The sequence below is a fragment of the Paracoccus suum genome, assembly GCF_003324675.1.
Taxonomy (GTDB): Bacteria; Pseudomonadota; Alphaproteobacteria; order Rhodobacterales; family Rhodobacteraceae; genus Paracoccus; species Paracoccus suum.
This window is the reverse complement of sequence record NZ_CP030918.1, coordinates 141,643-162,265: the sequence shown is the minus strand read 5'-3', so window position 1 is coordinate 162,265 and position 20,623 is coordinate 141,643. Positions and strand designations below refer to the sequence as shown.

Sequence of the window (20,623 nt, the reverse complement as noted above, 5' to 3'; positions counted from 1 at the left end):
TCGCGCCGCATTTCGGCGCCAACAGGGAAGGCCTCGTCATGATCTGTTCTTCTCCACCACGCGTGTTACTCGCAGCGTCTGTGGCCTTTGCCTCGGCGGCTGCGCCCGGCCACGCCGCGCCCGCGCCCGACACACTCGTCATCGCGCAATCGGTCGATATCGAAAGCCTTGAGCCGGACATGCTGAATCAGGCGGTCTCGATCAACGTCGTCAGCCACATCTTCGGATCGCTGACCGCCGTCACGCCCGAGGGCGAGGTAGTGCCGTATTTCGCCACTGGCTGGACATGGAACGAGGACGGGACGGAGCTGGCCTTTGACATTCGCGAGGGGTTGACCTGCGAGGATGGCGAGGTGCTGGACGCCGAGGATGTCGCCTACTCGCTCAACCGCGCGGCTGATCCGGCCAACAAGTTCATCGGCCACACGCCGGGGTTCATCTTTGGATCGATCGGTTTTCAGGGCGCCCGCGCCGAGGGCCCGCATCGCGCGGTCATGAGCCTCAAGGGCTATTCCTCGACCGTGCCGGGGATGATGTCGGACGCGTTCATTCACTGCAAGGACAGCTACGAAAAACTGTCCATAGCCGACGCCGCAACCCATCCGGTGGCGAGCGGTCCCTACAAGCTTGTTCACTGGGACAAGGACCAGCAGGTCGTGCTGGAGCGGAATCCCACCTTTACGCTGGAAGCGCCGGGATTTCAGCGGCTGGTCTGGCGGGTGATCCCCGAAGCAAGCTCGCGGGTCGCCGAACTCGTCGCTGGCAACGTGGACATTGCCGCCAATGTGCCGCCCGACCAAATCGAGGCAGTACGTAGCTTTGACACAGCCGATGTTGAGGGCGTGGCCGGCACACGGCGCATGTTCGTGGGGTTCAACTTCTCGGACAAGTTCAGCGGCACTCCTGCGGGCGAGGCGATCAAGGACAAGCAGGTTCGGCACGCGCTGAACATGGCCGTGGATGTGCCCACCATTTGCAAGCAGTTGCTGGGCACCGACTGCGCGCGCATGACCGGACCTGCGAACCTCGGCAATCCGGCGGTTAAACCATATCCCTACGACCCTGAGGGCGCGGAAAAACTCCTCGACGAGGCGGGCTACAAACGCGGTCCGGACGGGGTGCGCTTCACTGCGGTGATGCAAGGGCCGACCGGACGCTTTTTGAATGATGCGCAGGTGCAGCAGGCGGTCGCGCAATACCTGTCGGACATCGGCGTTGCCACGACGAACGAACTGGCACCGATGAACATCTTTGGGACCAGTGCGCGCGAGCACACGGCAGGTCCGCTCTATTTCATCGGCCAAGGAGGTTCGACCTACAGCCCCATCTATGACATGTCGCTGTTTTCGTCATGCGACGCGCCGGTGAATAATGGCATGTGGTGCAACGAGGAATGGACCAAGCGCTGGGAGGCGCTGAAAGGCATTCGCGATCCGGCTGACGAGCGCAAGGCGGTGGACGAGATGCTGGCGATCTTTGCCGACGATGCGCCGTGGATCTTTCTTTACTTCCAGCCCGATTTCTACGGCGTCTCCAATCGCATCGACTGGACGCCCCGCCGCGACGAGTCGATCGACGCTACCACCGCGCGGCTCAAGGGCTGAATCGATAGGGCCGGCCCTGCGCGGGCCGGCCCCATTCTTTTAGCCTCTGGATTACTCCAGTCGTAGGGTTGCGCGGCTCGTGCCCCCCTTTTGCGAGCGTGCCGTGACAGTGATCTCGCCCGGCCCGCGCACCAGCCATTCCGCCTTTTTCGTCACCGGGGACCACTGCTCGCCCCATGGCGACCAGGTCGTGGCGCGCTCGTTGCGCCCCGACAGATGCCCGAGGTCCGCGACCTGAGGGTTCATCTCGACGGGTGCACCCGCGATGGTGACGGTCACCGTCTTGGCCACGCCATTGGCGATGGCCACGTCAGACAGATTGGTCGGCAGATATCCGTGGTTCGACACCACCGCCGTCACCCGATGCAAATCCGCGCCCAGCGCCTCGGATGTCAGTTCGTCGATCCGCACCTGCGGGGCGGCGGCGGCGTGGCGCAGGTTGAACAGCACATTGCGGCGGCAGATGTCCTCCAGCAGATGGCCGGGCGGGTTGCGATAGCTCCAGATATAGACCATGCCGCCGACCTCGACCGGGCCGAGTTCGGGATGGTCCACGGCGCGCCAGGGGCGAAACCCCTGCTCGCCCACGTTCTGCTTGACCCAGTCCTGAATCACCCCGGCGGTTTCGTCGTCCGCTGGCGCGAGGTTGTAATACCCGGCCTTGCGCGCGCCGGCCTCGGTCTCGATATCCCACAACTCGGTCGAGAAGCAGATTATCCCCATCTCCTCGTAGACCCAGTCCTTCAGCGATCCATGGCGGACCTTGCTCTTGTCGGGCGTAAATTCCTCGTAGGTCGAGATCACGGGGTAACCGGTCAGCCGCGTGCCGACCTTCCCTAGCCCCTTGTAGAGCGCGAGATCGCGCGGGCTCATGTCCGCGTCCATTCGGGTCATGGAGGGGCGCAGGATGATGCCGCCGTGGGTGTGATAGGCGCACATGCCGCAGATGTTGGGATGATCGAGGATGAGCCTGCCCATGCCCATCGCCTCGGGCTCTGAGAAGGGATACTCGCCCGCGCCGTATTCCCGTGGCGACCAGTTGATCGGAAAGTTGCGGTTCATGTTGCCGTCGTTGCCGCGCTCGATCGCGACGTGCAGGCCGTCATGGTTGCGGATGCGGCCTTCGGGATAGAGGCGGAAGTAGGTTCCACCTTCCTCCCCCGGCTCACGCTGGACCATCAGATCGGGGTCGGCCGCGCTGCATTTCCATTCGCCCTTGGGGTCAGGCACGCGCATCTGGGCGATGAAGCCGTCGCCGTCGATGTCCTGCGGCACCAGGCCATCGATCCTGTCCTCGCCCGGCAGAAAGCGTCCGTTACCGCACCAGGGGTGATATGGGCTGGTCAGCGAGAATTCGGCCCCGTCCGGGTTGATGCGGGGCAGGATGTAAAAGACTTGCGTGTCGAGAAGGCGCGTCACTTCCTCGTCGGTGCCGTAGCCGGTCAGCAGGTGCCAGATGGCATAAAGCGCGGTGGCCGAGGTGGCATGTTCCTCGGCATGGATCTGGGCGTCGATGTAAAAGCCTGGCTTTTCGTCCGCCGGCCCCGTTTCCGGGTTGGTCAATTCAACCAGCCAGACGGACCTGCCGCGATGGCTCTTCGCGATCGAACTGAGGCGCATCAGCTTAGGGTACTGTTGGGCGAGCGAATGCAAATGGGCGGTCATCTCGTCGTAGTTGTAATAGCGGTCAAAGGGTATTGCGGGCGGGTTCATGCGATATTCCCTGTCATTGAAAGGCGGCGGCCGATGCCGCCGCACGAATGCCTCACTCGGCCAGCTTCACGTCCCACAGGTCGATCGTTTCGTCGCGGCGGGCGGTCCAGTCGATCCGCTTGCCAACACCGTAAAAATCCGGCTGGTAATAAAGCTGCAACCAGGGTCCGTCCTTGTAAAAGACCTCGAGCATCTCCTCGATGATCTTGCGTTGGCGGGCGGGATCGGTCTCGGCCATCATCTCGTCCCAGCGGCCGAACCAGGCGGGGTCGGACCAGTTGGTGTAGTTCGGGCCGCTGTCGACCTGTGCCATGATCGCCATGTCGTACACCGCGCTCCACAAGACGCCGCCCGAGCCGAGCAGGAACAGCGGCCCGGCATCGTGGTTGCGGATCAGCGGTGTGTAGACCGAGGCCCATTCCAGCAGCTCGACCTCGGTTTCGATTCCCACCTCGCTCAAATAGGCGGCGACTGCCTGCGCCACGTTGGCGTCGTTCAGGTATCGCCCGCGCGGCGATTGCAGCTTGGTGCGCAGGCGCACACCGTCCGGCCCGCGCGGATATCCGGCCTCGTCCAGCAGTTTCTCGGTCATTGCGGGATCATAGGGATAGGGCTCGAGGCCCGGGTGATCGTTCGGAGGATTGACCGGACCGGTCATGCGCCGGCATTCGAAGTTCAGCAGTTGCTTGCAGATCGCGGGCACATCGACCGCATATTGCAACGCGCGCCGCACCTCGGGCTTGCGAAAGGCCTCGGCGTCGGGGCCGGTGAAGCTGTCCTTCTGGTTAAAGCCGACATACATCCGCCGCAGGCCCTGGACCGCTTGCACCTTGGCTACGCCGCTCGCGTTGATGGCGTCGACCTGATCGGGCGGGACATTGGCGATGATGTCCACATTACCGGACAGCAGTTCCGCGGTCCGCGTCGATCCCTCTGGAATCACGCGAAACACGATCTTCTGAAACGTGCCGGGGTCCTGTCGTTTTTCGAGGACGATCTGCGAGTTCGGCGACCACTCGACCATGCGATATTCGGCCGAGGAAATGGGCTCGCGGGCGATTTGATCGTCAGTGCGCTTTTCCATCCCCTCGCGGCAGTGGATGAACACCTGCGAGGTGAAGCCCAGTGCCATCGGGTTGCGCTCGGCGATGTGGATCGCGACGGTGTCGTCGTCCACCGCCTCGGCTTTTTCGAACTTCATCGAGGTATAGACAAAGCCTGGCGTGTTACCCGCGAACTTGCGGGCCGGATCGGCGGCGCGATTATAGCTCCATGCGACATCATCAGCGGTCAGCGCCTCGCCATCCTCGCAGGTGCGACCCTCAGGCAGGTTGAAGGTCAGAACGCGCCCGTCCTCGCTGATCGTCCAGTCCTTGGCCAGGCGCGGCTGGATTGTGCCGACATGGCCGATCTGGGTCAGCGTCGTGAACAGGTACTGGGCGATGTTCATGTTGTCGGCGGACCGGATTTCCGCCGTCTCGAAGGTGCTGGCATCGGCGCTAAGGCCGACCACAATCGTATCCGCCGGGGGCGCAGCGTAGGAAACAGCCGGGATCAATACGGCGGCAGAGAAAAGGAGCGGGAAAATACGGCTCACTGTCGTTCTCCTTCTGGATTGTCACCTGTCGACAATATGCGATATTCACTGGTGCTGTCGAGTTCCTTGGCTTGGCTATGCGCGACAAATGACGGAGCGTGTGGAAGCAGCACTATTGAGCCCGTCTATAGGGCTCTCCCGGCGCTCGGATTCAGGCGAAATAAGCCGGCGATCAACCGGATGGCATAAGCAACGCGCGTCGCCTGGACCTTGATGCGAGATCACATGCACGGCTTTGGGAAGGTCCCGCCTTGGAATCCGGATGAATCCGGGACGAAGGGTGATCGCCGCCGCGAGAACACGGCGGATCGCCGTTCAGGATGGACCTTAGTACAAGTCGGAGCCGCCCGCTCCTCTCCGCAGGGTTCCGATGATAAACACGACGCGACGCACCGCGGTCAGCACGGTCCCCACCAACAGCAACCACAGTGCCGCCTGCAGCAACCCGCCCTTGCCGCTCCACACTGGCTCGAACGCCGCGACAATCGCGGCCACGGTGATCAGCGCCATACGGTGCGGCTTGGCCATCGGGCCACGGAAATCGGCGGGCGCGCCGCAGGTGACGCCAAGCTCGCGGATGTAGGCGGTCAGGAAAGCCGCCGCCACGCAGGCAAAGCCCAGTGCCGGTTGACCGATTCCGAATCCGACGCCGCCGAGGATCAACAGATCGCCGAGGCGGTCGGTGAACTCGTTCCAGAAGCGGCCGTCGGCGCTGCCCCGACCGGCCTCGACCGCCACCATTCCATCCAGCAGGTTGCAGAGCAGCCGCAACTGCACAAAGCCTGCGGCGAGGATTAGCAGCGCCACGCGCGCCGCGCCGACTGTCGACGCATGGCCCATGAAGGCCGCGCCAGAGAGTGCGGCGGCTACGACGCCCGCGGCCGAGATCTGGTTCGGCGTAAGCGAGGTGCGGGCCAGGGCCCGCGTCAGGGCCGCGGCCCATCCGGTCGCGCGACTTTTCAGGGGCCGCCGTCCACCCTCCATCACGCCACCGACCAGAAATAGCGCGTCAGGTGAAAGAAGATCGGCGCAGCGAAGACCACGGAATCGAGTCGGTCGATAAAGCCGCCGTGCCCGGGAATGCCGTGGCCCCAGTCCTTGACGCCGCGGTCGCGCTTGATCGCCGACATCACCAGCCCTCCGGCAAATCCCATCAGCGAAATGACAAGGGCCATTGCGGCGGCCTTCAAGGGCGAAAAGGGGGTGATCCACCAAAGAGCCGCGCCCACCAGTGTGGCGCTGAGGACGCCGCCAATGGTGCCCTCGACGGTCTTGGAAGGCGACAGCGACGGCGCGACCTTTCGCCGACCCGCGAGTTTGCCCCAGATGTATTGCAGCACGTCGCTCGACTGCACGACGACGACCAGGAACGCGATCAGCAGCACACTGCGTCCCGCGTAGCCGGGAATATCGAGAAAAAGCAGCGCCGGCACATGGCTCGCGCAATAGACGCAGATCATCAGCGCCCACTGCACCTCAGCCACGCGGATCAAAAATCCCTGCGTTTGGCCACGGACCGCGGACAGCATCGGCAACAGCAGGAACGCGTAGACCGGGATGAAGATCGAAAAGATGCCGTAGCGGTCGTCCCAGATCAGCCAGTATTGCAACGGCAGGACAACGAAAAACGCCGTGGCGAGCGTCCAGTGATCGGCGCGACCGGCATTGGTCAGCGTCATGAACTCGCGCAGTGCGGCAAAGGAGAGCAGCGCGAACAGCAGCACGACGCCCGTCCGGCCGAGCAGAAAGGCGATCCCGAGCACAATCACCATCGCCCACCAGGCGCGGATGCGGTCGTTGAGGTTGATGATGGTCGCGTCCGGGCTTCCCGCCGGCGCGCGCCGGGCCAGCAGCCAGCCGATCAGCGAGGCGCTGACCAGGATAGCGGCAACACCTGCCAGCAGGCGCAGCAGATCGCCGTTGGCGGAGGTCATGCGCTGGTCCTTTCGGGTCGCAGCGCCAGCAGGGAGGCGCGGGCGCGGTCGAGGAAGGCTGTCTTGGTTTCCGCCTCCTGCAGTCGGAGAGGTGCGCCGAAGACGACCTTGCACATCAGGGGAACCGGCACGAACTCTCCCTTGGGCAGCACGCGGTTGAGGTTGCTGATCCACACGGGGATCAGCTCCGTTTCGGGCCGCGCGGCGGCCAGGTGGTAGAGGCCCGAGCGAAACGGCAGCAGCGCTGCGTCGGTCAGGTTCCGGGTGCCCTCAGGGAAGAGGATCAGCGTCGCCCCGTCGTCCAGAGCGGTCGCCATCTGCGCCACCGGATCGCCCGTCGCGCCACCCGACCGGTCGATCAGGAGGGCGCGAAACACGTCAGTCCCGATGAAGCGGCGGAGCCCGGGGCGGTTCCAGTAATCCGCACCGGCGACCGGCCGAAGCCGGGGACGGTCCCGTGGCGGCAACACGGACCAGATGAGGATGAAATCCCCGTGGCTCGCGTGATTGGCGAAATAGACCCGCGGCGCGGCATGGTCCGGGCCGACCCCGCGCCATTCGGCATAAGCGGCGGTAACAAGACGGGCGAAGAACGCGATCGCTTGTCCGACGTTCGTCGCGAGTATGCGGCGCAAAAGGGATGGCTGCGGCATAGCTGGGGGCGTGCTTGCTGGGCGGTCAGTAGTTGTCATCGCTTTGCTCTTGCTCGCCCCACGGGGAAGTCTGGCACAAGCCTTGCGCGGGAAACAGGGGGCGTGGGTCGCCGCAAGAACTGGGGCCATCCCGCGCGACACTTGCAGTCGGACAAGACACGCCCCCGGGGGAAAGATCGGTACGAGTTCAGGCCTCACACCCGGCAGGGACTGAATTCGGTTGAGAGTCGGCAGAGGCAGAGCAATGCGGGTATAATCGTAACTGATCGGTGCAAAGGGCGCTTGGCAGTGGGAGACTGCTCTGTCTGGTTGGGCACTGATGCCAGATCTCGTTTCCCAATCTCAGACGTTACGTCAACGCAGTCTCCGCCCACTGGTCGGCGCTTCCACCAACGCGCCCATCGGATTAATGATCTGCCTGCGCCCTCAGGCCTTGTAGGGAGTAAATCCTTTCCTTGAGCCTCAATGAGTTATCCGGTCGCGGCCGACTGACGGCATTGTCAGCGGGAACCTTGCATCTGACCCCGGGTTTCTACCCTTGAACACGGGGAGTTTCTGATGAAATCGGACGCTTTCAGCCGGCGTCATTTCCTCACTGCCGGCATTGGGACTGCAGCTGCGTCAGGCCGACGCTCCCAATCCCCCCCAGACGCAGGATTACAAATTCTTCACGGCTGCCGAACTCGCATTTGTCGAGGCGGCGACTGAGAGATTGATCCCCAGGGATGAGCTCGGGCCCGGAGCGAGGGATTGCGGGGTCGCGCTGTTCATCGACCATCAACTGGCTGGCGATTACGGACGTGCCGCAAGCTGGTATATGCACGGGCCTTGGCAGAAAGGCCAGGATACGCAGGGTTATCAGTCACGCATGAATCCCTCTACTCTTTACCGCTCGGCAATCAAGGCAATCAACGACCAAATCGCCTCGCAGAAAGATGGAAAACTTTTCGCGGCCTTGGCGCCGGAGGAGCAGGACCAAGTCATTTCCGTTCTGGAGAATGGCAGGTCAATATCTCAAGTCGCCCGGGCCCTTGGTGCAGGCATGAGTGGGCGCTTCGCCATACGTTCTGTCCGCGCTGCGCTCGCTTGCATGGCGACGCTTGCTTTCGGAACCCCGGCACTGGCGGAGACGAACGATTTTGCCAAGGTGGCCCGCGGCCGCTATCTTGTCGACGCAGGGGATTGCGCTGCCTGTCATACCGCCGATAACGGCAAACCCTTCGCGGGCGATCGGCCTATCGCGACCCCTTAGGGACGATTTATTCGGCCAATATCACGCCCGACCCCGAAACAGGGATTGGCGGGCTGGGGGACATATGGCACGATCTCGCTTGCCTCAGTGCAGGCGGCGAGCGCCGCCAACGAAAGCGATGCACCAGCGAGCTTGAGCAGGCTCCGGCGGTCGATTTCGTTCGGCAGACGAGCCGCCAGCGCGGGAAATTTGGCGGCAATCACCGCTCGCATGACGCTGCGCGCCGCCAGCTCCTCGAGGCTGCGCCACGGGTCGGCCCCGGTGGGCGCTTTGCTGTCACCGATGGCAGACATAGCAGTCCGTCATGGTTTCGGTGTGGATACCGAGGGTCTGGACCAGTTCCTTGCGGACCTCCTTGATGTCGTCCGGCGGCTTCCAGTGCATCAGGAAGACGTCCTGCGGCGGCCTCAGGTTCGGTTCGGGATCGCGGTGACAGCCGAGGCACCACTCCATCGATAGCGGCTGGGCCTTGGCCATCAACGCCATGTCATCGACTTCGCCATGGCAGGTCTCGCAGCCGACGCCTTTGGCCACGTGGATCGAATGGTTGAAGAAAACGAAATCGGGGACCGAGTTGACGCGCTGCCAGTGCAGCGGCTCGCCGCTGGCGAAGCTTGCTCGAACCGGGGCCAGCATGGCGGCGTTGGGGTAGAGTTGCGAGTGACAGGTCATGCAGACCTCCGTTGCCGGAAGCCCGGCCGAGGCTGAGGTCTCGACCCCCGCATGGCAATAGCGGCAGTCGATGCCGATCTCGCCCACATGGTGCTTGTGGCTGAACGGCACCGGCTGTGCGACGGCTTTGCCCACGCCGGTCACGAAATCGGACCGCAGCCACGCGGTCCCGACAACAGCGATGGCGATCACGGCAAGGAGGCCACCTGCCAACAAAAAACGCACAACGCCATCGGTATTTCGAGAGAAAACCTGCGCCATCACCCCAATGCATCAATACGCCAGCTTGGAGAGGCAACGCTTGTTCGGCAGGGCCGTTCCTCGGGAGCCGGCATTGGCAACAAGGTGGCCGGTCCGTGGAATGGTTCGCCGGCGTGCCCATTTGGCCTCGCCCTCGTCAAATCTCCGCCACCTATTCCGGTGCAGACCCAGAAATTAGAGCCGGTAAGCGGGCGTTTAATGGGCCCTTGGACACGTCGATCCGCGACGCCTGGTTGTCCAAAGGCTCAAGCATTTCGCGAGGCCGACAAGCAGTTATTATCCGGCCGTTGAATTTGGGATAGCGGTCGGCGTCATCGCCATGATCTCTTTGCGGCATGACGAGGTTGGGGCTGCGCGATAACCGGGACGGCGCGCAGGCGCGTCGAAAGGAGGAAATCGTGATCATGGCAATTCACCATGTCCAACTTGCGATGCCCCGGGGCGGTGAGGGTTCTGCCCGCAGATTCTATGTGCAAGTCTCGGGATTAACCGAGATTGAAAACCCCGATACCTTGCAAGGCAGAGGCGGAGTCTGGTTTTTCAGACCTGGCGTGCAGGTTCACCTCGGCCTCGAAGAGCCTTTCAGTCCCGCCAGGAAGGCCCACCCCGCGTTCCAAGTGGCCTCGCTGCAGCAAACCGAACAACATTTGGCGAATTTGGGCCTGGAGTTTCATAGGGATGTCGATTTGCCCAAGATCCGAAGGATCTATGTCGACGATCCGTTCGGAAACCGGATCGAGCTGTTAGAAATAATCTAGGTCGGCGCCGCGTTGCAAACCCGAATAACATGCGCGTCGCACTCGAACCTGTTAGCTGGGCCCAACAGGCAGTTGCAATCGGCGACCCCTCCTTATTGTTGCCGTTGCCCCCACCAGGACCCGTCGCCGCGCCTCTTGCCGCCCCGTGTGGGGCGGCGTGAGGATCTGGCGGCGTCCGACAGGGCGCATGCGCCCGCTTATTGCGCACTCGCCGGGAAGGCCGGCAGGCGGCCGATGTGGTCTGGATCATGCTGGATTACCAGTCGCGCGCCCTGGGCTTTTGCAAGCCCCTCAAGTCGCGCCATCGAGGCGAGGCTGTCGGCACGGTTGACATTGAAAGGCGGCACGCTGCCGGTGAGAAGCTGCTGGGCGAAGTGCACCACGTCACCTGACAGAAGGACCGGTCCGAAGTCGGCCAGCCGGACCAGCAGCGCCGTCTCGCCTGGTGTGTGGCCGGGCATCTTCAGCATCGTCACGCTGCTGTCGCCGAACACGTCCAGATCGCCTTCCACCGCCTCGACCTTGCCGCCGTCGCGCCACGGCTGTGCCAGCTTGGGATCAATGCCGAAACCGGGCTTGTCGGAAGTCAGCTCGGCCCAGTCGCCTGCCCCAATCAGCAGCGTCGCTGCGGGAAAGTCGGCGGCCTGCCCCATATGGTCGAAATGCGCGTGACTGATGCCAACGCGGGTGACCTGTTCGGGCATCACGCCAATCTCGGCCAGCTGCTTCGTGATCGCCGGTCCCGGCTTGGGCTGCGGCCCGGGCCCCTGCGGCGCGGCGTCGAGCGGCAGGCCGGCGTCCCAGAGCAGATATTCCTCGCCATGCCGGATCAGATAGCAACTGTCGGTCATCTGCAGCGGGTGGTCCGGATACGCCTCGGTGTCCGAAAAGAAGTTGATGTTGCTGACATCGATCGACCCGCAATCGAGCCGCCATAATTCGACTTGCGGCTTCGCTGGTGGTGCGGTTTGCGCCGTTGCCATGGCCGGCAGCGACAGCAGAATGAGGGTCAGAAGGGACGATTTCATTGCGCGTTCCTTAAGTGGATAGATGCCCGGACCGTGCCCTTCCAGCGGCCTTCGCATGCGCCCGAAGTTCACCAAAATGGGCCTGAAACGCTCAAATCGCGTCAGACATGGAGGCTGCTGCATGTCAGACTGTGCCCCATGAACCAGATGACCCATGACCTGAGTGCCGAATTGCTCGCGCGCCTCGACCATTTCGTCGTCACCTCCGGCGCCACCGGCGAGCAGCGCATTGCCGGGCGGCTGTTCTGCTACTGCGCGCTTGAACGCGAGCGGCTGGCCTCGGTGACGCCCGAGACGCCCCTGCTCGGCATTGTCCTGCGCGGCACCAAGGAGGTCTGGACCGGCACGTTTAACGAGGTCTTGCCCGCCGGTACCGTTTTCGCGCTGCCTGGCGGGGCGCCGGTCGACGTGGTTAACATTCCTGACGCTCGTGGGCTGTACGAATCCCTGATCCTCAGCATCGAGAATCTGCCCGCCCCGATCCAACCGATCGCCGGGCCGCGGCGGATTGAGCGTCTGGCCATCAGGCTGACCGCTGAACTGGTCGAAACCTTGGTCCACACCGCCGCCGCCATCGGCAACAACCATGCGGCGGTCGGCAAGGTGCGGTTGACCGAACTGCTGATGCTGCTGGCGGAGGATTCTGCCGGGCAGATACTGCTGGCGGGCGACATCGCCCAGCGCGCGCAGTGGCTGATCGCGGCGCAGCCGGATGCGCATTGGACGGTGGCCCAACTCGCCCGTGAACTCGGCATGGGTGCGTCATCCCTGCGCCGCGCGCTCGACCGGCTGGGGAGGCCCTTCCGCAAGATCCTGGCCGAGGCCCGCATGCAGGCCGCGCGCCGGACGTTGGCCGACGGGGCAAGCGTGACGGAAGCGGCCGTTGCGGCCGGCTACGCATCACGCTCGCATTTCACGCGGGCTTATCGGCAGGCTTTTGGTGCGACGCCGGGCGCGGATGCGCGAGTCATAAGGCGCGCGGAGCTTCGCTCAGGGGTTTGATCCAGCGGATGGGGCGACAAAACGCGCGATAACCCTCCGCATCCCAGTCGTTCCGCCCTGGCCTCAGTAGCGGCAGTGTCTAAGCGCCAGCCCGCACACTACCGTCAAAGTCGCTCAGGAGCCCGCCTCTCCGAGGGTACCATGAGAGCCTCGCAGGTGTTCTCGTCCTCCACTCCGGTCCTTGGGAGAGTTTCAGCTCATCCGTTCGCTCCGGCCGCTACAAGATGGCCCGCCCCGATGTCCTCCAGCCGGATGCGCTCCGGCGCTTGCCCGACTGGCCAGACGGGGCTTGGAACGTCGCTCGCCATTCGTGGCGCGGGGGGGCGGACGTAGGCGGGATCGGGGATCGGGACGGCGTCGATCAGGCGGCGCGTGTAAGGATGGCGCGGATTGCCGAAGATCTGCGCGCGGGTGCCCATCTCGACCATCTGGCCCAGATACATGATGCCGATGCGGTCGCTGATGTTCTCGACCACCGCCATGTCGTGGCTGATGAACAGGTAGCTGACCCCCAGCTCGGACTTCAGCTCGGCCAGCAGCGCCAGCACCCGGGCCTGCACGGACACGTCCAGCGCGCTTACGCTTTCATCCGCGATGATCAGCTTGGGGTTCAGCGCCAGTGCACGGGCGATGCAGATACGCTGGCGTTGGCCGCCGGAAAACTCGTGGGGATACCGATCCAGTTGACTCCGGGACAGGCCGACCCGGTCGAAAAGCTCGGCCGCGCGGGCACGGCGCTGCACGCGGTCACCGATCCCGTGGATGACCAGAGGTTCGGCCACGAGTTCACCGACTGGTTTGCGTGGATTAAGCGCCGCCGCGGGGTCCTGGAAAACCAGCTGGACCTCTCGGCGAAGCGCGCGGGGCGCGCTTTGGCCGTCGGGCGGGACCAGATGCCCGGCGATTTCGATGCGTCCACGATGCGGGACAAGTCCTGTCATGGCACGGGCGATGGTGGATTTGCCGCAGCCGGATTCGCCCACGAGCGAGAACGTCTCGCCTGCGGCGATGTCGAAGCTGACCTGCTCGACCGCGTGCACACGATGGGTGACGCGGCCCAGCAGGCCACCCTGAACGTCATAGTTGACCGAAACTTCGGTCAGCCGGGCGATCGGCTCGGCTAGGGGGAGCGCGACTGGGGGGCCGCCGTCACCCATGCGCGGCACCGCGGCAAGCAGTGCTTGCGTGTAGGGCTGCGACGGTCGTGCGAACAATTCCGCAACCGGGCTGGCCTCGACCATGCGGCCGTTCTGCATTACGATCACCCGGTCGGCCATTTCGGCGACGACGCCCATGTCATGGGTGATCAGGATGATGGCCGTCCCCGTCTCGCGCTGAAGATCGCGCAGCAGGTCCAGCACCTCGCGCTGCACCGTCACGTCCAGCGCCGTGGTCGGCTCGTCTGCGATCAGCACTTGAGGGCGCAGCGCCAGTGCCATCGCGATCATCACGCGCTGCCGCATCCCGCCCGAGAGTTCATGCGGGTATTGGCGCATCCGCCGGTCTGGCTGGGACAAGCGGACAGCCCGAAGGGCGGCGAGGGCCGCGGCGGGCGCATCGGCGTCGGGGTCGTGGCTGCGAATCGCCTCGACCAGCTGCGTGCCGATGGTCAGCACCGGGTTGAGCGAGGTCATCGGCTCTTGAAAGATCATCGCGATGCTGTCGCCCCGCAGCCGGCGCATGCGCCGTTCGGGCAGCGCCGTCACGTCCTGTCCGGCAAGGCTGATCTTTCCGGCGCGCCGCTTCACGCCGGGTGGCAAAAGCCCCATCAGCGCCAGCGAGGTCAGCGACTTGCCCGAGCCGCTTTCCCCGGCGATGCACAAGGTCTCGCCGGGGAACAGATCGAAGGACAGGTCCTCGACCAGCGGCTGCGCACCTGCCGCCAGTGTCAGCCCCTGTACCGAGAGCACCGGGCCGGTCATTCGAAGACGATACGCGGGAAGTAGAAGCTGACGACCCAGTTGGGCATGTCGACGATCTCCGATATCCGCAGATCACCACAGGTGGACATCAGCATGTAGGCATCGACCGGGGCCATGCCCCGCTGCGCGCACAGCAGATCCACCATCCCCGCGACGGCATCCCGTGAGGCCTGCATCAGGTCCGGTGCGAGCCCGGTCGTCACCTCGTAGCCCTTGGCGTCCAGATGCCGCGACACGGGACCCGGCGTCGTGAAGCGCGGCGTCTTGAGCCGCGCGTCCTTGACCAGATCGAACCGCAGCGACACGTCCATCGGGCTTTCGATGGCGGTGCCGCAGATCTCGCCGTCGCCCTGCGCGGCATGAGTATCGCCGACGCTGAACAGCGCGCCCTCGACCTCGACCGGCAGATAAAGGACCGTCCCCGCTGCCAGATCCCGGATATCGAGGTTGCCGCCCACGCGGCGCGGGGGAACGATGGAATGCGGCCCGTCCTCGGCCATCGCGCAGCCTATGGTGCCGGCAAAGGGCTTGAGGGGGACCTTGCCTTCGCGCCCGAACAGCGACATCTGCGGGTTCGCAGCATCATATTTCCAGATCGTCAGGGCCGGATCGGTAAACTGGTCGGCAAGCAGGCCGAAGCCCGGGATGTTCGCCGTCCAGCCCCAGGCGCTGCCCTCGGCGACCTGCGGGGTGAAGCCGTCGATGGTGATCTTCAGTGCATCGCCCGGCTTAGCGCCCTCGACCCAGACCGGGCCGGTGACGGGGTTGATCCTGGCGAAATCCAGTGCCGCCACATCGGCCACGGTGGATGACGGGCCAAGCTGGCCCGCCGAGGAATCGACACATTCGAAATGGACCGACTGGCCCGGTTCGACGCGCAGGGCAGGGGGGATGCTGTTGTCCCAGCCAAAGTGATGCTGCGCGCGGTGGATAGTGTGGTCGCAGTTTCTGCACATGTTACTGGTTCACATATACATAATCATAGTTGATCGGAATCGAGACGGGATCGACATACAGCGCATCGGCGCCGCCCATGCGGGGGGATTTCATGGTGAAGCGCTGCTCGTTGAAGACCGGCGCCCAGGGGGCGTCCTCCATCACCTTCATGTAGACGTCGGACCAGGCCTTCAGTCGCGCGTCCTTCGCGGCCTCGCCGACCATGCTGTCGGCCTTGGCAGCGGCCGCGTCCAGTTCGGCATTGCAGTATTTCGCCCAGTTCCAGCCGCCCGCCTCGGCGCCGCTGCAGCTCAGGATCGGACCGTAAAAGTTCGACGGGTCCGGGAAATCCGCGATCCACGCCATGCCGCCCGACCAGATCATCGGCGCGCTGCCATTGCCGCCGGCCTCGATCACGTTGGCCTGCGCCAGTGCCTTGATCTCGGCCCGGATTCCGATCGCCGCGAGGTCCTGCTGGATTGCCTGCGCGATCCGCGGGTTGGGGTCGGTGTTCATGGCGAACAGCTGGGTATCGACACCGCCCGAAAGGCCGGCATCCGCCATCAGCTTCTTGGCGCCTTCGACGTCATAGCCATAGCCCTTGTAGTCGGTGGTGTAGCCCGGCATCGAGGGCGGCAGCGGCTGGTTCGCAGGCACCGCGCGATTGTTGATCATCTGCACGATCCGGTCTTTGTTCAGCGCCATGTTCACCGCGCGCCGGACCTCGGGCTTGTCGAAGGGCGGGGTGGTCACGTTCATGGTGACATAGCCGGTCTGCAGCTGGCCGCCTTCGACCACGCGGGCCTTCTGCTCGGGGTCGTTCATCACTTCCTGGAACTTCGCGGGCGGAATGCCGTCGCCGGGAATGTCCACCTCGCCCTTCTGCAGGCGCAGCAGGGCGACGACCGGCTCCTGCCCGATCTCGAAGGTCACGCGGTCCAGATAGGGGATGCCGGGGGTCCAGAAATCGGGGTTCTTTTCCAGCACCAGACGCTGGCCGATAGTCCATTCCGCCATGCGGAACGCGCCCGTGCCGACCGGGTGCTTGCCGAAGTCGGCGCCATGCTCCTCAACCGCCTCTTTCGGCACCACATAGCTGAAGTTCAACGCCATGACGTGGAGGAAGGTGGCGTCCGGGCGCGTCAGTTCGATCTTGACCGTCTTGGGATCGACCGCCGTGACGCCGGCCAGCCCCTTGGCAGCGCCCGAGGCGGCTTCGTCATACCCCTTGATCGAGCCAAAGAAGCCGGCGCCGGGCGATTGCGTCGCCGGGTCGGTCACGCGGTCAAGCGAATACTTCACATCGTCCGCGGTCATCTCGCGCCCGTTGTGGAACTTGACGCCCGGGCGCAGGTGGAAGGTGTAGGCCAGCCCGTCGTCCGACATCTCGTAACTTTCGGCGAGGCCGGGACGCAGGTCGGTGGTGCCGGGGACATAGTCCATCAGCCCGTCGAAGATTGACTTGATCATCGACCAGTTCTGCCAGTCATAGCCGATCGCGGGGTCCAGCGTCGCCACGTCATCCTTGTAGGTGATGACGATGTCGCCGCCGGGCTTGGCGTCGGGATCCGGCGCGCTCTGCGCCAGGGCAGGCGCCGCAAAGGCAGCCAGCGAAAGCGCCAGCGCGGAGGACATGAGCCAGGTTTTCATTTTCGTTTCCCTCTCCCTGTTAGTTCAAGCGCAGCTTGATGCGCGGATCGATGAATGGCGCGATCAGGTCGGCCAGCAGATTGCCCAGGACGATGGCCACGGCCGAGGTAATGGTCACTCCCATGATGATCGGAATGTCGACGCGCTGGATCGCCTGCCAGGCCAGTTGCCCGATGCCGGGCCAGCCAAAGACGCTTTCGACGACGACCACGCCGCCCATGAAGATGCCGATGTCCATGCCGATCATGGCGACGATGGGCAGGATCGCGTTCGGCAGCGCATGGCGCAGGATCACGCGCATGCGCGACAGGCCCTTGGCGCGGGCTGTGCGGATATAGTCGGCACGCAGCACGTCCAGCATCGAGGATCGCATCATCCGCGAATACCAGCCCGCGCCCATGATCCCGAGCGTGACGGAGGGCAGCACCAGATGGTCAAGCGTTCCATAGCCGCCGATGGGAAACCAGCCCAGCTTGACCGCAAAAACGTAGAGCAGCAGCAGTGCGACGACGAACTGCGGCGCCGAAACGGCGACGAAGGAGGACACCATCAGCCCGGTGTCGAGCGGGCGCCCCCGGTTCAGCGCTGCGATGACACCCAGCGTCAGGCCGATCGTCAGCTCGGCCAGGATCGCGCCGACCATCAGCTGCAGCGTCGCGGGCAGGCGGGCGGCGATCAGGGTCGCCACCTCGGTTCGCTGCAGGTAGCTGCGCCCCATGTCGCCATGCAGCAGCCCCCACAGGTAGCGGCCGTATTGCACCCACACCGGCTGATCGAGGCCCAGTTGGCGGCGGATGTTCTCGACCACCTCGGCCGTTGCCGAGCGGCCGGCGATCTGGCGCACCGGATCGGCCGGAAGCACATAGAGCAGGCCAAAGGTGATGATGCTGACCCCGAGCAGGATCAGCGCAGCCTGAAACAGCCGCCGCAGCAGATAGGCCGCCATCAGCGCGCCCCCCTTTGCGTCGGGTCCAGCACGTCGCGCAGCGCATCGCCCACGAGGTTGAAGGCCAGTGCGAGGATCAGGATCGCCGCACCCGGGATAAAGACGAGCCAGGGCGCCGACTGGAAATAGGTCTGGTTCTCGAAGATGATGTTTCCCCAGCTGGGCGTCGGCGGCTGCACGCCCACGCCCAGGTAGGACAGCGTCGCCTCCAGCAGCACGGTGGTCGAAATGCCCAAGGTCGCCCAGACGATGATCGTCGGCACCAGATGCGGCAGGATATGGTGCCACAGGATGCGCGCGCCGGACGCGCCGAGCGTGCGTTCGGCGGCGACAAAGTCGCGCTCGGCCAGACCCGTGGTTTCGGTATAGATCACGCGGGCGGTCTGGACCCAGTTCACCAGCGCGATCACCAGCGCCACGATCCAGAGCGAGGGGCGAAAGACCGCGGCAAGGCAGATGGCCAGCAGCAGCGCGGGAAAGGCCATCATCAGGTCCGTCAGCCGCATCAGGATCGTGCCGGTCCAGCCGCGGACCCATCCCGCGGTCAGTCCCACCGCCGTTCCCAAGGCGACCGCGATGCCGTTGGCGAGGACGCCGATCATTAGCGATGTGCGCGCGCCGTAAAGCAGCCGCGACCACAGGTCACGGCCCAGCAGGTCGGTACCCATCAGCCACGGTCCGCCCGGCGGCATCGGCGCCCCCTCCAGCGTCAGGCCGTCGAAGTTCTGCTGATCCGGCGGATAGGAGGTGAGCCACGGCGCACCCACCGCGCCCGCTACCACCAGCACGATCAGGACGATGCCCAGCAGGGCCAGCGGCCTGCGCAGCAGTCGTGCCAGCACCCCCCGCTCGGGCGGCGCAGCGGTGACGGTCGTTCCCGCAGCAGGGGTCAGCGGTGATGTCATCGGGGCCCCTTTCGGACTGGCAGGCTGTCGGTGCGGGCGAGCACCCGCTTGGCTGCAGCCTCGAAACTCTCGCGACGGTCGGTCGCGAGGCGACGCAGCCGGGCAAACGCCTCCTCATCGGTCAGCCCTTGGCTCACCAGTGCCATCACCGCGCGCACCACAGTCTCGCGCCCCGCCAGGCGGTCGCGAAGATCGCCAATCTCGGCCGACAGGCTTTGCTGGGCGGCAAAGGTCGCCTGCGCGATCAGCAGCGCCGAATAGACGCCGTGATCGCCCACCGGCTTCAGCAACTGCGCATGCGCGCCGCGCGCCAGAGACCATTCGATCCGCCCCGGCGCCTCGGACCCGATCAGGGCGATGAGTGGTATGGGACTTTGCCCCGGCAACCAGGGGAACTGGGCGTCGAACCCCATGTCGACGTCAAAGAACAGGAAATCCGCGGCCATCCCGGGGACCAGCTCTGGCCAGCTGGCGTTGGCCGACAACCCGATCGCGGCCAGTTGGCGTTCGATGGCGGCGACCGTCGGGTGTGGCCGGTGCAGGATGGCAGCCCGGGCGCCGGCCAGCCCGAGGATGTTCAGGGCCCGGCTCACGGCACGAGCCGCAGTTGCGCGCGCGCGGGCGCTCGCCGGTCGTGCCGCGCAAGATACGGGTCGCCCGGCACCGGCGGCAGACGGCGGAGCACCTGGAAGGCACCGTCCCGGACCTCGGCGATCAGCACCGGCAGGGCGGTGTGGTGGGTTTCAAAATCGATCGGGCCCGCGCCTTGGTCCAGTGCCAGCAATTCGGCCAGCGGCATATCTTCGCCACCTTCGTGCCGCTCGAACAGCCGCGCCATCTCGATCACAGAGGCATGGGCGGCAGCCGCGTGTGAATTGGCGAAGCCGGTGCCGGTTTCCGCGAAATAGGGGCCCGCTGCGATCAGCCCCTCGGCGGCCCCGCCCATCCGCGGCAGTTCGCACTCCGTGAGGTTGCAGGACAGGACCGGCAGGTCTGGCCTGACGGCCCTCAGCGCCGCGACGAAGGCATATTGCGTGGTGCCTACCAGTGAGTTCAGCACGAAATCTGGCCGAAGATCGGCGATCTCCTCGACCATCGAGGCAACGGCGATCTCGCCCATTGGCAAGTGCCGTTCTGCCGTGATCGAGCCGCCCGCGTTGGCTACAACTTCGCGCGCCAACCTGTTGATCTCCCAGCCCCAGATATAATTCGAGCCGACCAGATGCACCCGCGTGCCGAACCGCGGCAGCGCCCAGTCCAACAGGGGCAGCAGATGCTGGTTCGGGCAGGCGTGCATGTAAACGGCATGATCGGACGCTTCGAACCCCTCGTAGGGCAGGGCATACCACAGCGTCGCCCCGTGGCGCTCGATCACCGGCAGGACTTCCTTGCGGCTGGAAGAGGTCGCACAACCGATGACGTGGCGAGCGCGGCTTGTGGTGAGGATGTCGTGGCAGAGCGGCGCATAGAGGTCGACCTGCCCCCGAGGGTCGCGCAGCACCGGCATCATTTCGATAAAGGACTGCGCGCTTGCGTTAACATCGGACACGCCCGCAAGTGCGCCCGCGCGGCTTGCCGCTGCAATGGCGCAGTAATCGCCCGAGGACGAATGCAGGATCCCGATCTCAACTCTCCGCCTCACCCGTCATCCCCAAAAGAAAAAGGCCCTACCCCCGCAACAACAGGTGTAAGGCCCTCATGCCATGCGCATCGCGCTATTTGGGAAAAGAGTGCGCTGGCGGCGCGCGGGGGGTCAAGCGGTATTCTTGGGCTTGCACCAATTCCTGATC

General features: G+C 64.7%; 19 protein-coding genes. 4 read left to right on the top strand and 15 right to left on the bottom strand.

Features of this window, described 5'->3' with window-relative positions:
- Window positions 1-38: 38 nt before the first annotated feature.
- Entirely contained in the window at window positions 39-1,604 is a 1,566-nt protein-coding gene (locus DRW48_RS00735; RefSeq protein ID WP_114074740.1) for an ABC transporter substrate-binding protein, read from the top strand.
- 51 nt (window positions 1,605-1,655) lie between these two features.
- Here DRW48_RS00735 and DRW48_RS00730 read toward each other — a convergent pair whose 3' ends face one another.
- From DRW48_RS00730 to DRW48_RS00710, 5 genes are all read right to left on the bottom strand, one after another.
- Window positions 1,656-3,317 (bottom strand): M14 family metallopeptidase, encoded by a 1,662-nt coding sequence (locus DRW48_RS00730; protein ID WP_114074739.1) that lies wholly within the window; start codon window positions 3,315-3,317, stop codon window positions 1,656-1,658.
- Between the two features lie 52 nt (window positions 3,318-3,369).
- Window positions 3,370-4,914 carry an ABC transporter substrate-binding protein gene (locus DRW48_RS00725; RefSeq protein WP_199286134.1) on the bottom strand — a complete coding sequence of 515 codons (1,545 nt, stop codon included), beginning with the start codon at window positions 4,912-4,914 and terminating at the stop codon, window positions 3,370-3,372.
- Between the two features lie 327 nt (window positions 4,915-5,241).
- Window positions 5,242-5,898, bottom strand: coding sequence for a CDP-alcohol phosphatidyltransferase family protein (locus tag DRW48_RS00720; RefSeq protein ID WP_114074738.1), 657 nt, complete (start codon window positions 5,896-5,898; stop codon window positions 5,242-5,244).
- On the bottom strand, window positions 5,898-6,848 hold the full coding sequence (locus DRW48_RS00715) for a phosphatidate cytidylyltransferase (protein WP_114074737.1): 951 nt from the start codon (window positions 6,846-6,848) through the stop codon (window positions 5,898-5,900). Before DRW48_RS00715 ends, DRW48_RS00720 begins: the two co-directional genes overlap by 1 nt.
- Window positions 6,845-7,501 (bottom strand): lysophospholipid acyltransferase family protein, encoded by a 657-nt coding sequence (locus DRW48_RS00710; RefSeq protein WP_114074736.1) that lies wholly within the window; start codon window positions 7,499-7,501, stop codon window positions 6,845-6,847. Before DRW48_RS00710 ends, DRW48_RS00715 begins: the two co-directional genes overlap by 4 nt.
- Window positions 7,502-8,105: 604 nt before the next feature.
- Here DRW48_RS00710 and DRW48_RS00705 point away from each other — a divergent pair.
- Window positions 8,106-8,753 (top strand): gluconate 2-dehydrogenase subunit 3 family protein, encoded by a 648-nt coding sequence (locus DRW48_RS00705; RefSeq protein WP_199286133.1) that lies wholly within the window; start codon window positions 8,106-8,108, stop codon window positions 8,751-8,753.
- On the opposite strand, the gene DRW48_RS16055 is transcribed toward DRW48_RS00705, so the two are convergent.
- Window positions 8,750-9,046 (bottom strand): TAT-variant-translocated molybdopterin oxidoreductase, encoded by a 297-nt coding sequence (locus DRW48_RS16055; protein ID WP_199286132.1) that lies wholly within the window; start codon window positions 9,044-9,046, stop codon window positions 8,750-8,752. The two genes, DRW48_RS00705 and DRW48_RS16055, sit on opposite strands and share 4 nt — an antisense overlap.
- Complete coding sequence (locus DRW48_RS00690) at window positions 9,030-9,686, bottom strand: cytochrome c3 family protein (protein WP_114074735.1); 657 nt, start codon at window positions 9,684-9,686, stop codon at window positions 9,030-9,032. Before DRW48_RS00690 ends, DRW48_RS16055 begins: the two co-directional genes overlap by 17 nt.
- Before the next feature lie 344 nt (window positions 9,687-10,030).
- Here DRW48_RS00690 and DRW48_RS00685 point away from each other — a divergent pair, with 344 nt between their 5' ends.
- Window positions 10,031-10,444, top strand: a complete 414-nt coding sequence (locus DRW48_RS00685; RefSeq protein WP_241963316.1) for a VOC family protein — start codon at window positions 10,031-10,033, stop codon at window positions 10,442-10,444.
- Window positions 10,445-10,641: 197 nt separating this feature from the next.
- On the opposite strand, the gene DRW48_RS00680 is transcribed toward DRW48_RS00685, so the two are convergent.
- Window positions 10,642-11,664: an N-acyl homoserine lactonase family protein gene (locus DRW48_RS00680; RefSeq protein ID WP_199286131.1), complete on the bottom strand. Its 1,023-nt coding sequence runs from the start codon at window positions 11,662-11,664 to the stop codon at window positions 10,642-10,644.
- On the opposite strand from DRW48_RS00680, the gene DRW48_RS00675 reads away from it, so the two are divergent.
- Complete coding sequence (locus DRW48_RS00675; RefSeq protein ID WP_162784649.1) at window positions 11,644-12,474, top strand: helix-turn-helix transcriptional regulator; 831 nt, start codon at window positions 11,644-11,646, stop codon at window positions 12,472-12,474. The genes DRW48_RS00680 and DRW48_RS00675 overlap by 21 nt on opposite strands.
- A gap of 197 nt (window positions 12,475-12,671) precedes the next feature.
- Here the strand turns inward: DRW48_RS00675 and DRW48_RS00670 are convergent, their stop codons facing one another.
- The 7 genes from DRW48_RS00670 to DRW48_RS00640 are packed head-to-tail and all read right to left on the bottom strand — an operon-like array spanning window position 12,672 to window position 20,475.
- Entirely contained in the window at window positions 12,672-14,396 is a 1,725-nt protein-coding gene (locus DRW48_RS00670) for an ABC transporter ATP-binding protein (RefSeq protein ID WP_114074732.1), read from the bottom strand.
- Window positions 14,393-15,352 carry an acetamidase/formamidase family protein gene (locus DRW48_RS00665; RefSeq protein ID WP_114074731.1) on the bottom strand — a complete coding sequence of 320 codons (960 nt, stop codon included), beginning with the start codon at window positions 15,350-15,352 and terminating at the stop codon, window positions 14,393-14,395. Before DRW48_RS00665 ends, DRW48_RS00670 begins: the two co-directional genes overlap by 4 nt.
- 1 nt (window position 15,353) lies before the next feature.
- Window positions 15,354-16,982: an ABC transporter substrate-binding protein gene (locus DRW48_RS00660; RefSeq protein ID WP_114074730.1), complete on the bottom strand. Its 1,629-nt coding sequence runs from the start codon at window positions 16,980-16,982 to the stop codon at window positions 15,354-15,356.
- A gap of 19 nt (window positions 16,983-17,001) precedes the next feature.
- A complete protein-coding gene (locus DRW48_RS00655) occupies window positions 17,002-17,928 on the bottom strand; it encodes an ABC transporter permease (RefSeq protein ID WP_114074729.1) in 927 nt (308 codons plus the stop codon).
- A complete protein-coding gene (locus tag DRW48_RS00650) occupies window positions 17,928-18,833 on the bottom strand; it encodes an ABC transporter permease (RefSeq protein WP_114074728.1) in 906 nt (301 codons plus the stop codon). Before DRW48_RS00650 ends, DRW48_RS00655 begins: the two co-directional genes overlap by 1 nt.
- Window positions 18,830-19,426 carry an ANTAR domain-containing response regulator gene (locus DRW48_RS00645; RefSeq protein WP_114074727.1) on the bottom strand — a complete coding sequence of 199 codons (597 nt, stop codon included), beginning with the start codon at window positions 19,424-19,426 and terminating at the stop codon, window positions 18,830-18,832. The genes DRW48_RS00650 and DRW48_RS00645 overlap by 4 nt, the downstream gene beginning before the upstream one ends.
- Window positions 19,423-20,475: a transporter substrate-binding protein gene (locus DRW48_RS00640; protein ID WP_114074726.1), complete on the bottom strand. Its 1,053-nt coding sequence runs from the start codon at window positions 20,473-20,475 to the stop codon at window positions 19,423-19,425. Before DRW48_RS00640 ends, DRW48_RS00645 begins: the two co-directional genes overlap by 4 nt.
- Window positions 20,476-20,623: the final 148 nt, after the last annotated feature.

Excerpts from the sequence above, each read along its gene's own strand:
- DRW48_RS00730 (WP_114074739.1), bottom strand. The coding sequence starts at position 3,317 with ATGAACCCGCCCGCAATACCCTTTGACCGCTATTACAACTACGACGAG.
- DRW48_RS00660 (WP_114074730.1), bottom strand. The coding sequence starts at position 16,982 with ATGAAAACCTGGCTCATGTCCTCCGCGCTGGCGCTTTCGCTGGCTGCC.
- DRW48_RS00655 (WP_114074729.1), bottom strand. The coding sequence starts at position 17,928 with ATGGCGGCCTATCTGCTGCGGCGGCTGTTTCAGGCTGCGCTGATCCTG.
- DRW48_RS00690 (WP_114074735.1), bottom strand. The coding sequence starts at position 9,686 with ATGGCGCAGGTTTTCTCTCGAAATACCGATGGCGTTGTGCGTTTTTTG.
- DRW48_RS00665 (WP_114074731.1), bottom strand. The coding sequence starts at position 15,352 with ATGTGCAGAAACTGCGACCACACTATCCACCGCGCGCAGCATCACTTT.
- DRW48_RS00720 (WP_114074738.1), bottom strand. The coding sequence starts at position 5,898 with ATGGAGGGTGGACGGCGGCCCCTGAAAAGTCGCGCGACCGGATGGGCC.
- DRW48_RS00710 (WP_114074736.1), bottom strand. The coding sequence starts at position 7,501 with ATGCCGCAGCCATCCCTTTTGCGCCGCATACTCGCGACGAACGTCGGA.
- DRW48_RS00650 (WP_114074728.1), bottom strand. The coding sequence starts at position 18,833 with ATGACATCACCGCTGACCCCTGCTGCGGGAACGACCGTCACCGCTGCG.
- DRW48_RS00715 (WP_114074737.1), bottom strand. The coding sequence starts at position 6,848 with ATGACCTCCGCCAACGGCGATCTGCTGCGCCTGCTGGCAGGTGTTGCC.
- DRW48_RS16055 (WP_199286132.1), bottom strand. The coding sequence starts at position 9,046 with ATGTCTGCCATCGGTGACAGCAAAGCGCCCACCGGGGCCGACCCGTGG.
- DRW48_RS00735 (WP_114074740.1), top strand. The coding sequence starts at position 39 with ATGATCTGTTCTTCTCCACCACGCGTGTTACTCGCAGCGTCTGTGGCC.
- DRW48_RS00680 (WP_199286131.1), bottom strand. The coding sequence starts at position 11,664 with ATGGTCGAGGCGCGCGAGCAATTCGGCACTCAGGTCATGGGTCATCTG.
- DRW48_RS00670 (WP_114074732.1), bottom strand. The coding sequence starts at position 14,396 with ATGACCGGCCCGGTGCTCTCGGTACAGGGGCTGACACTGGCGGCAGGT.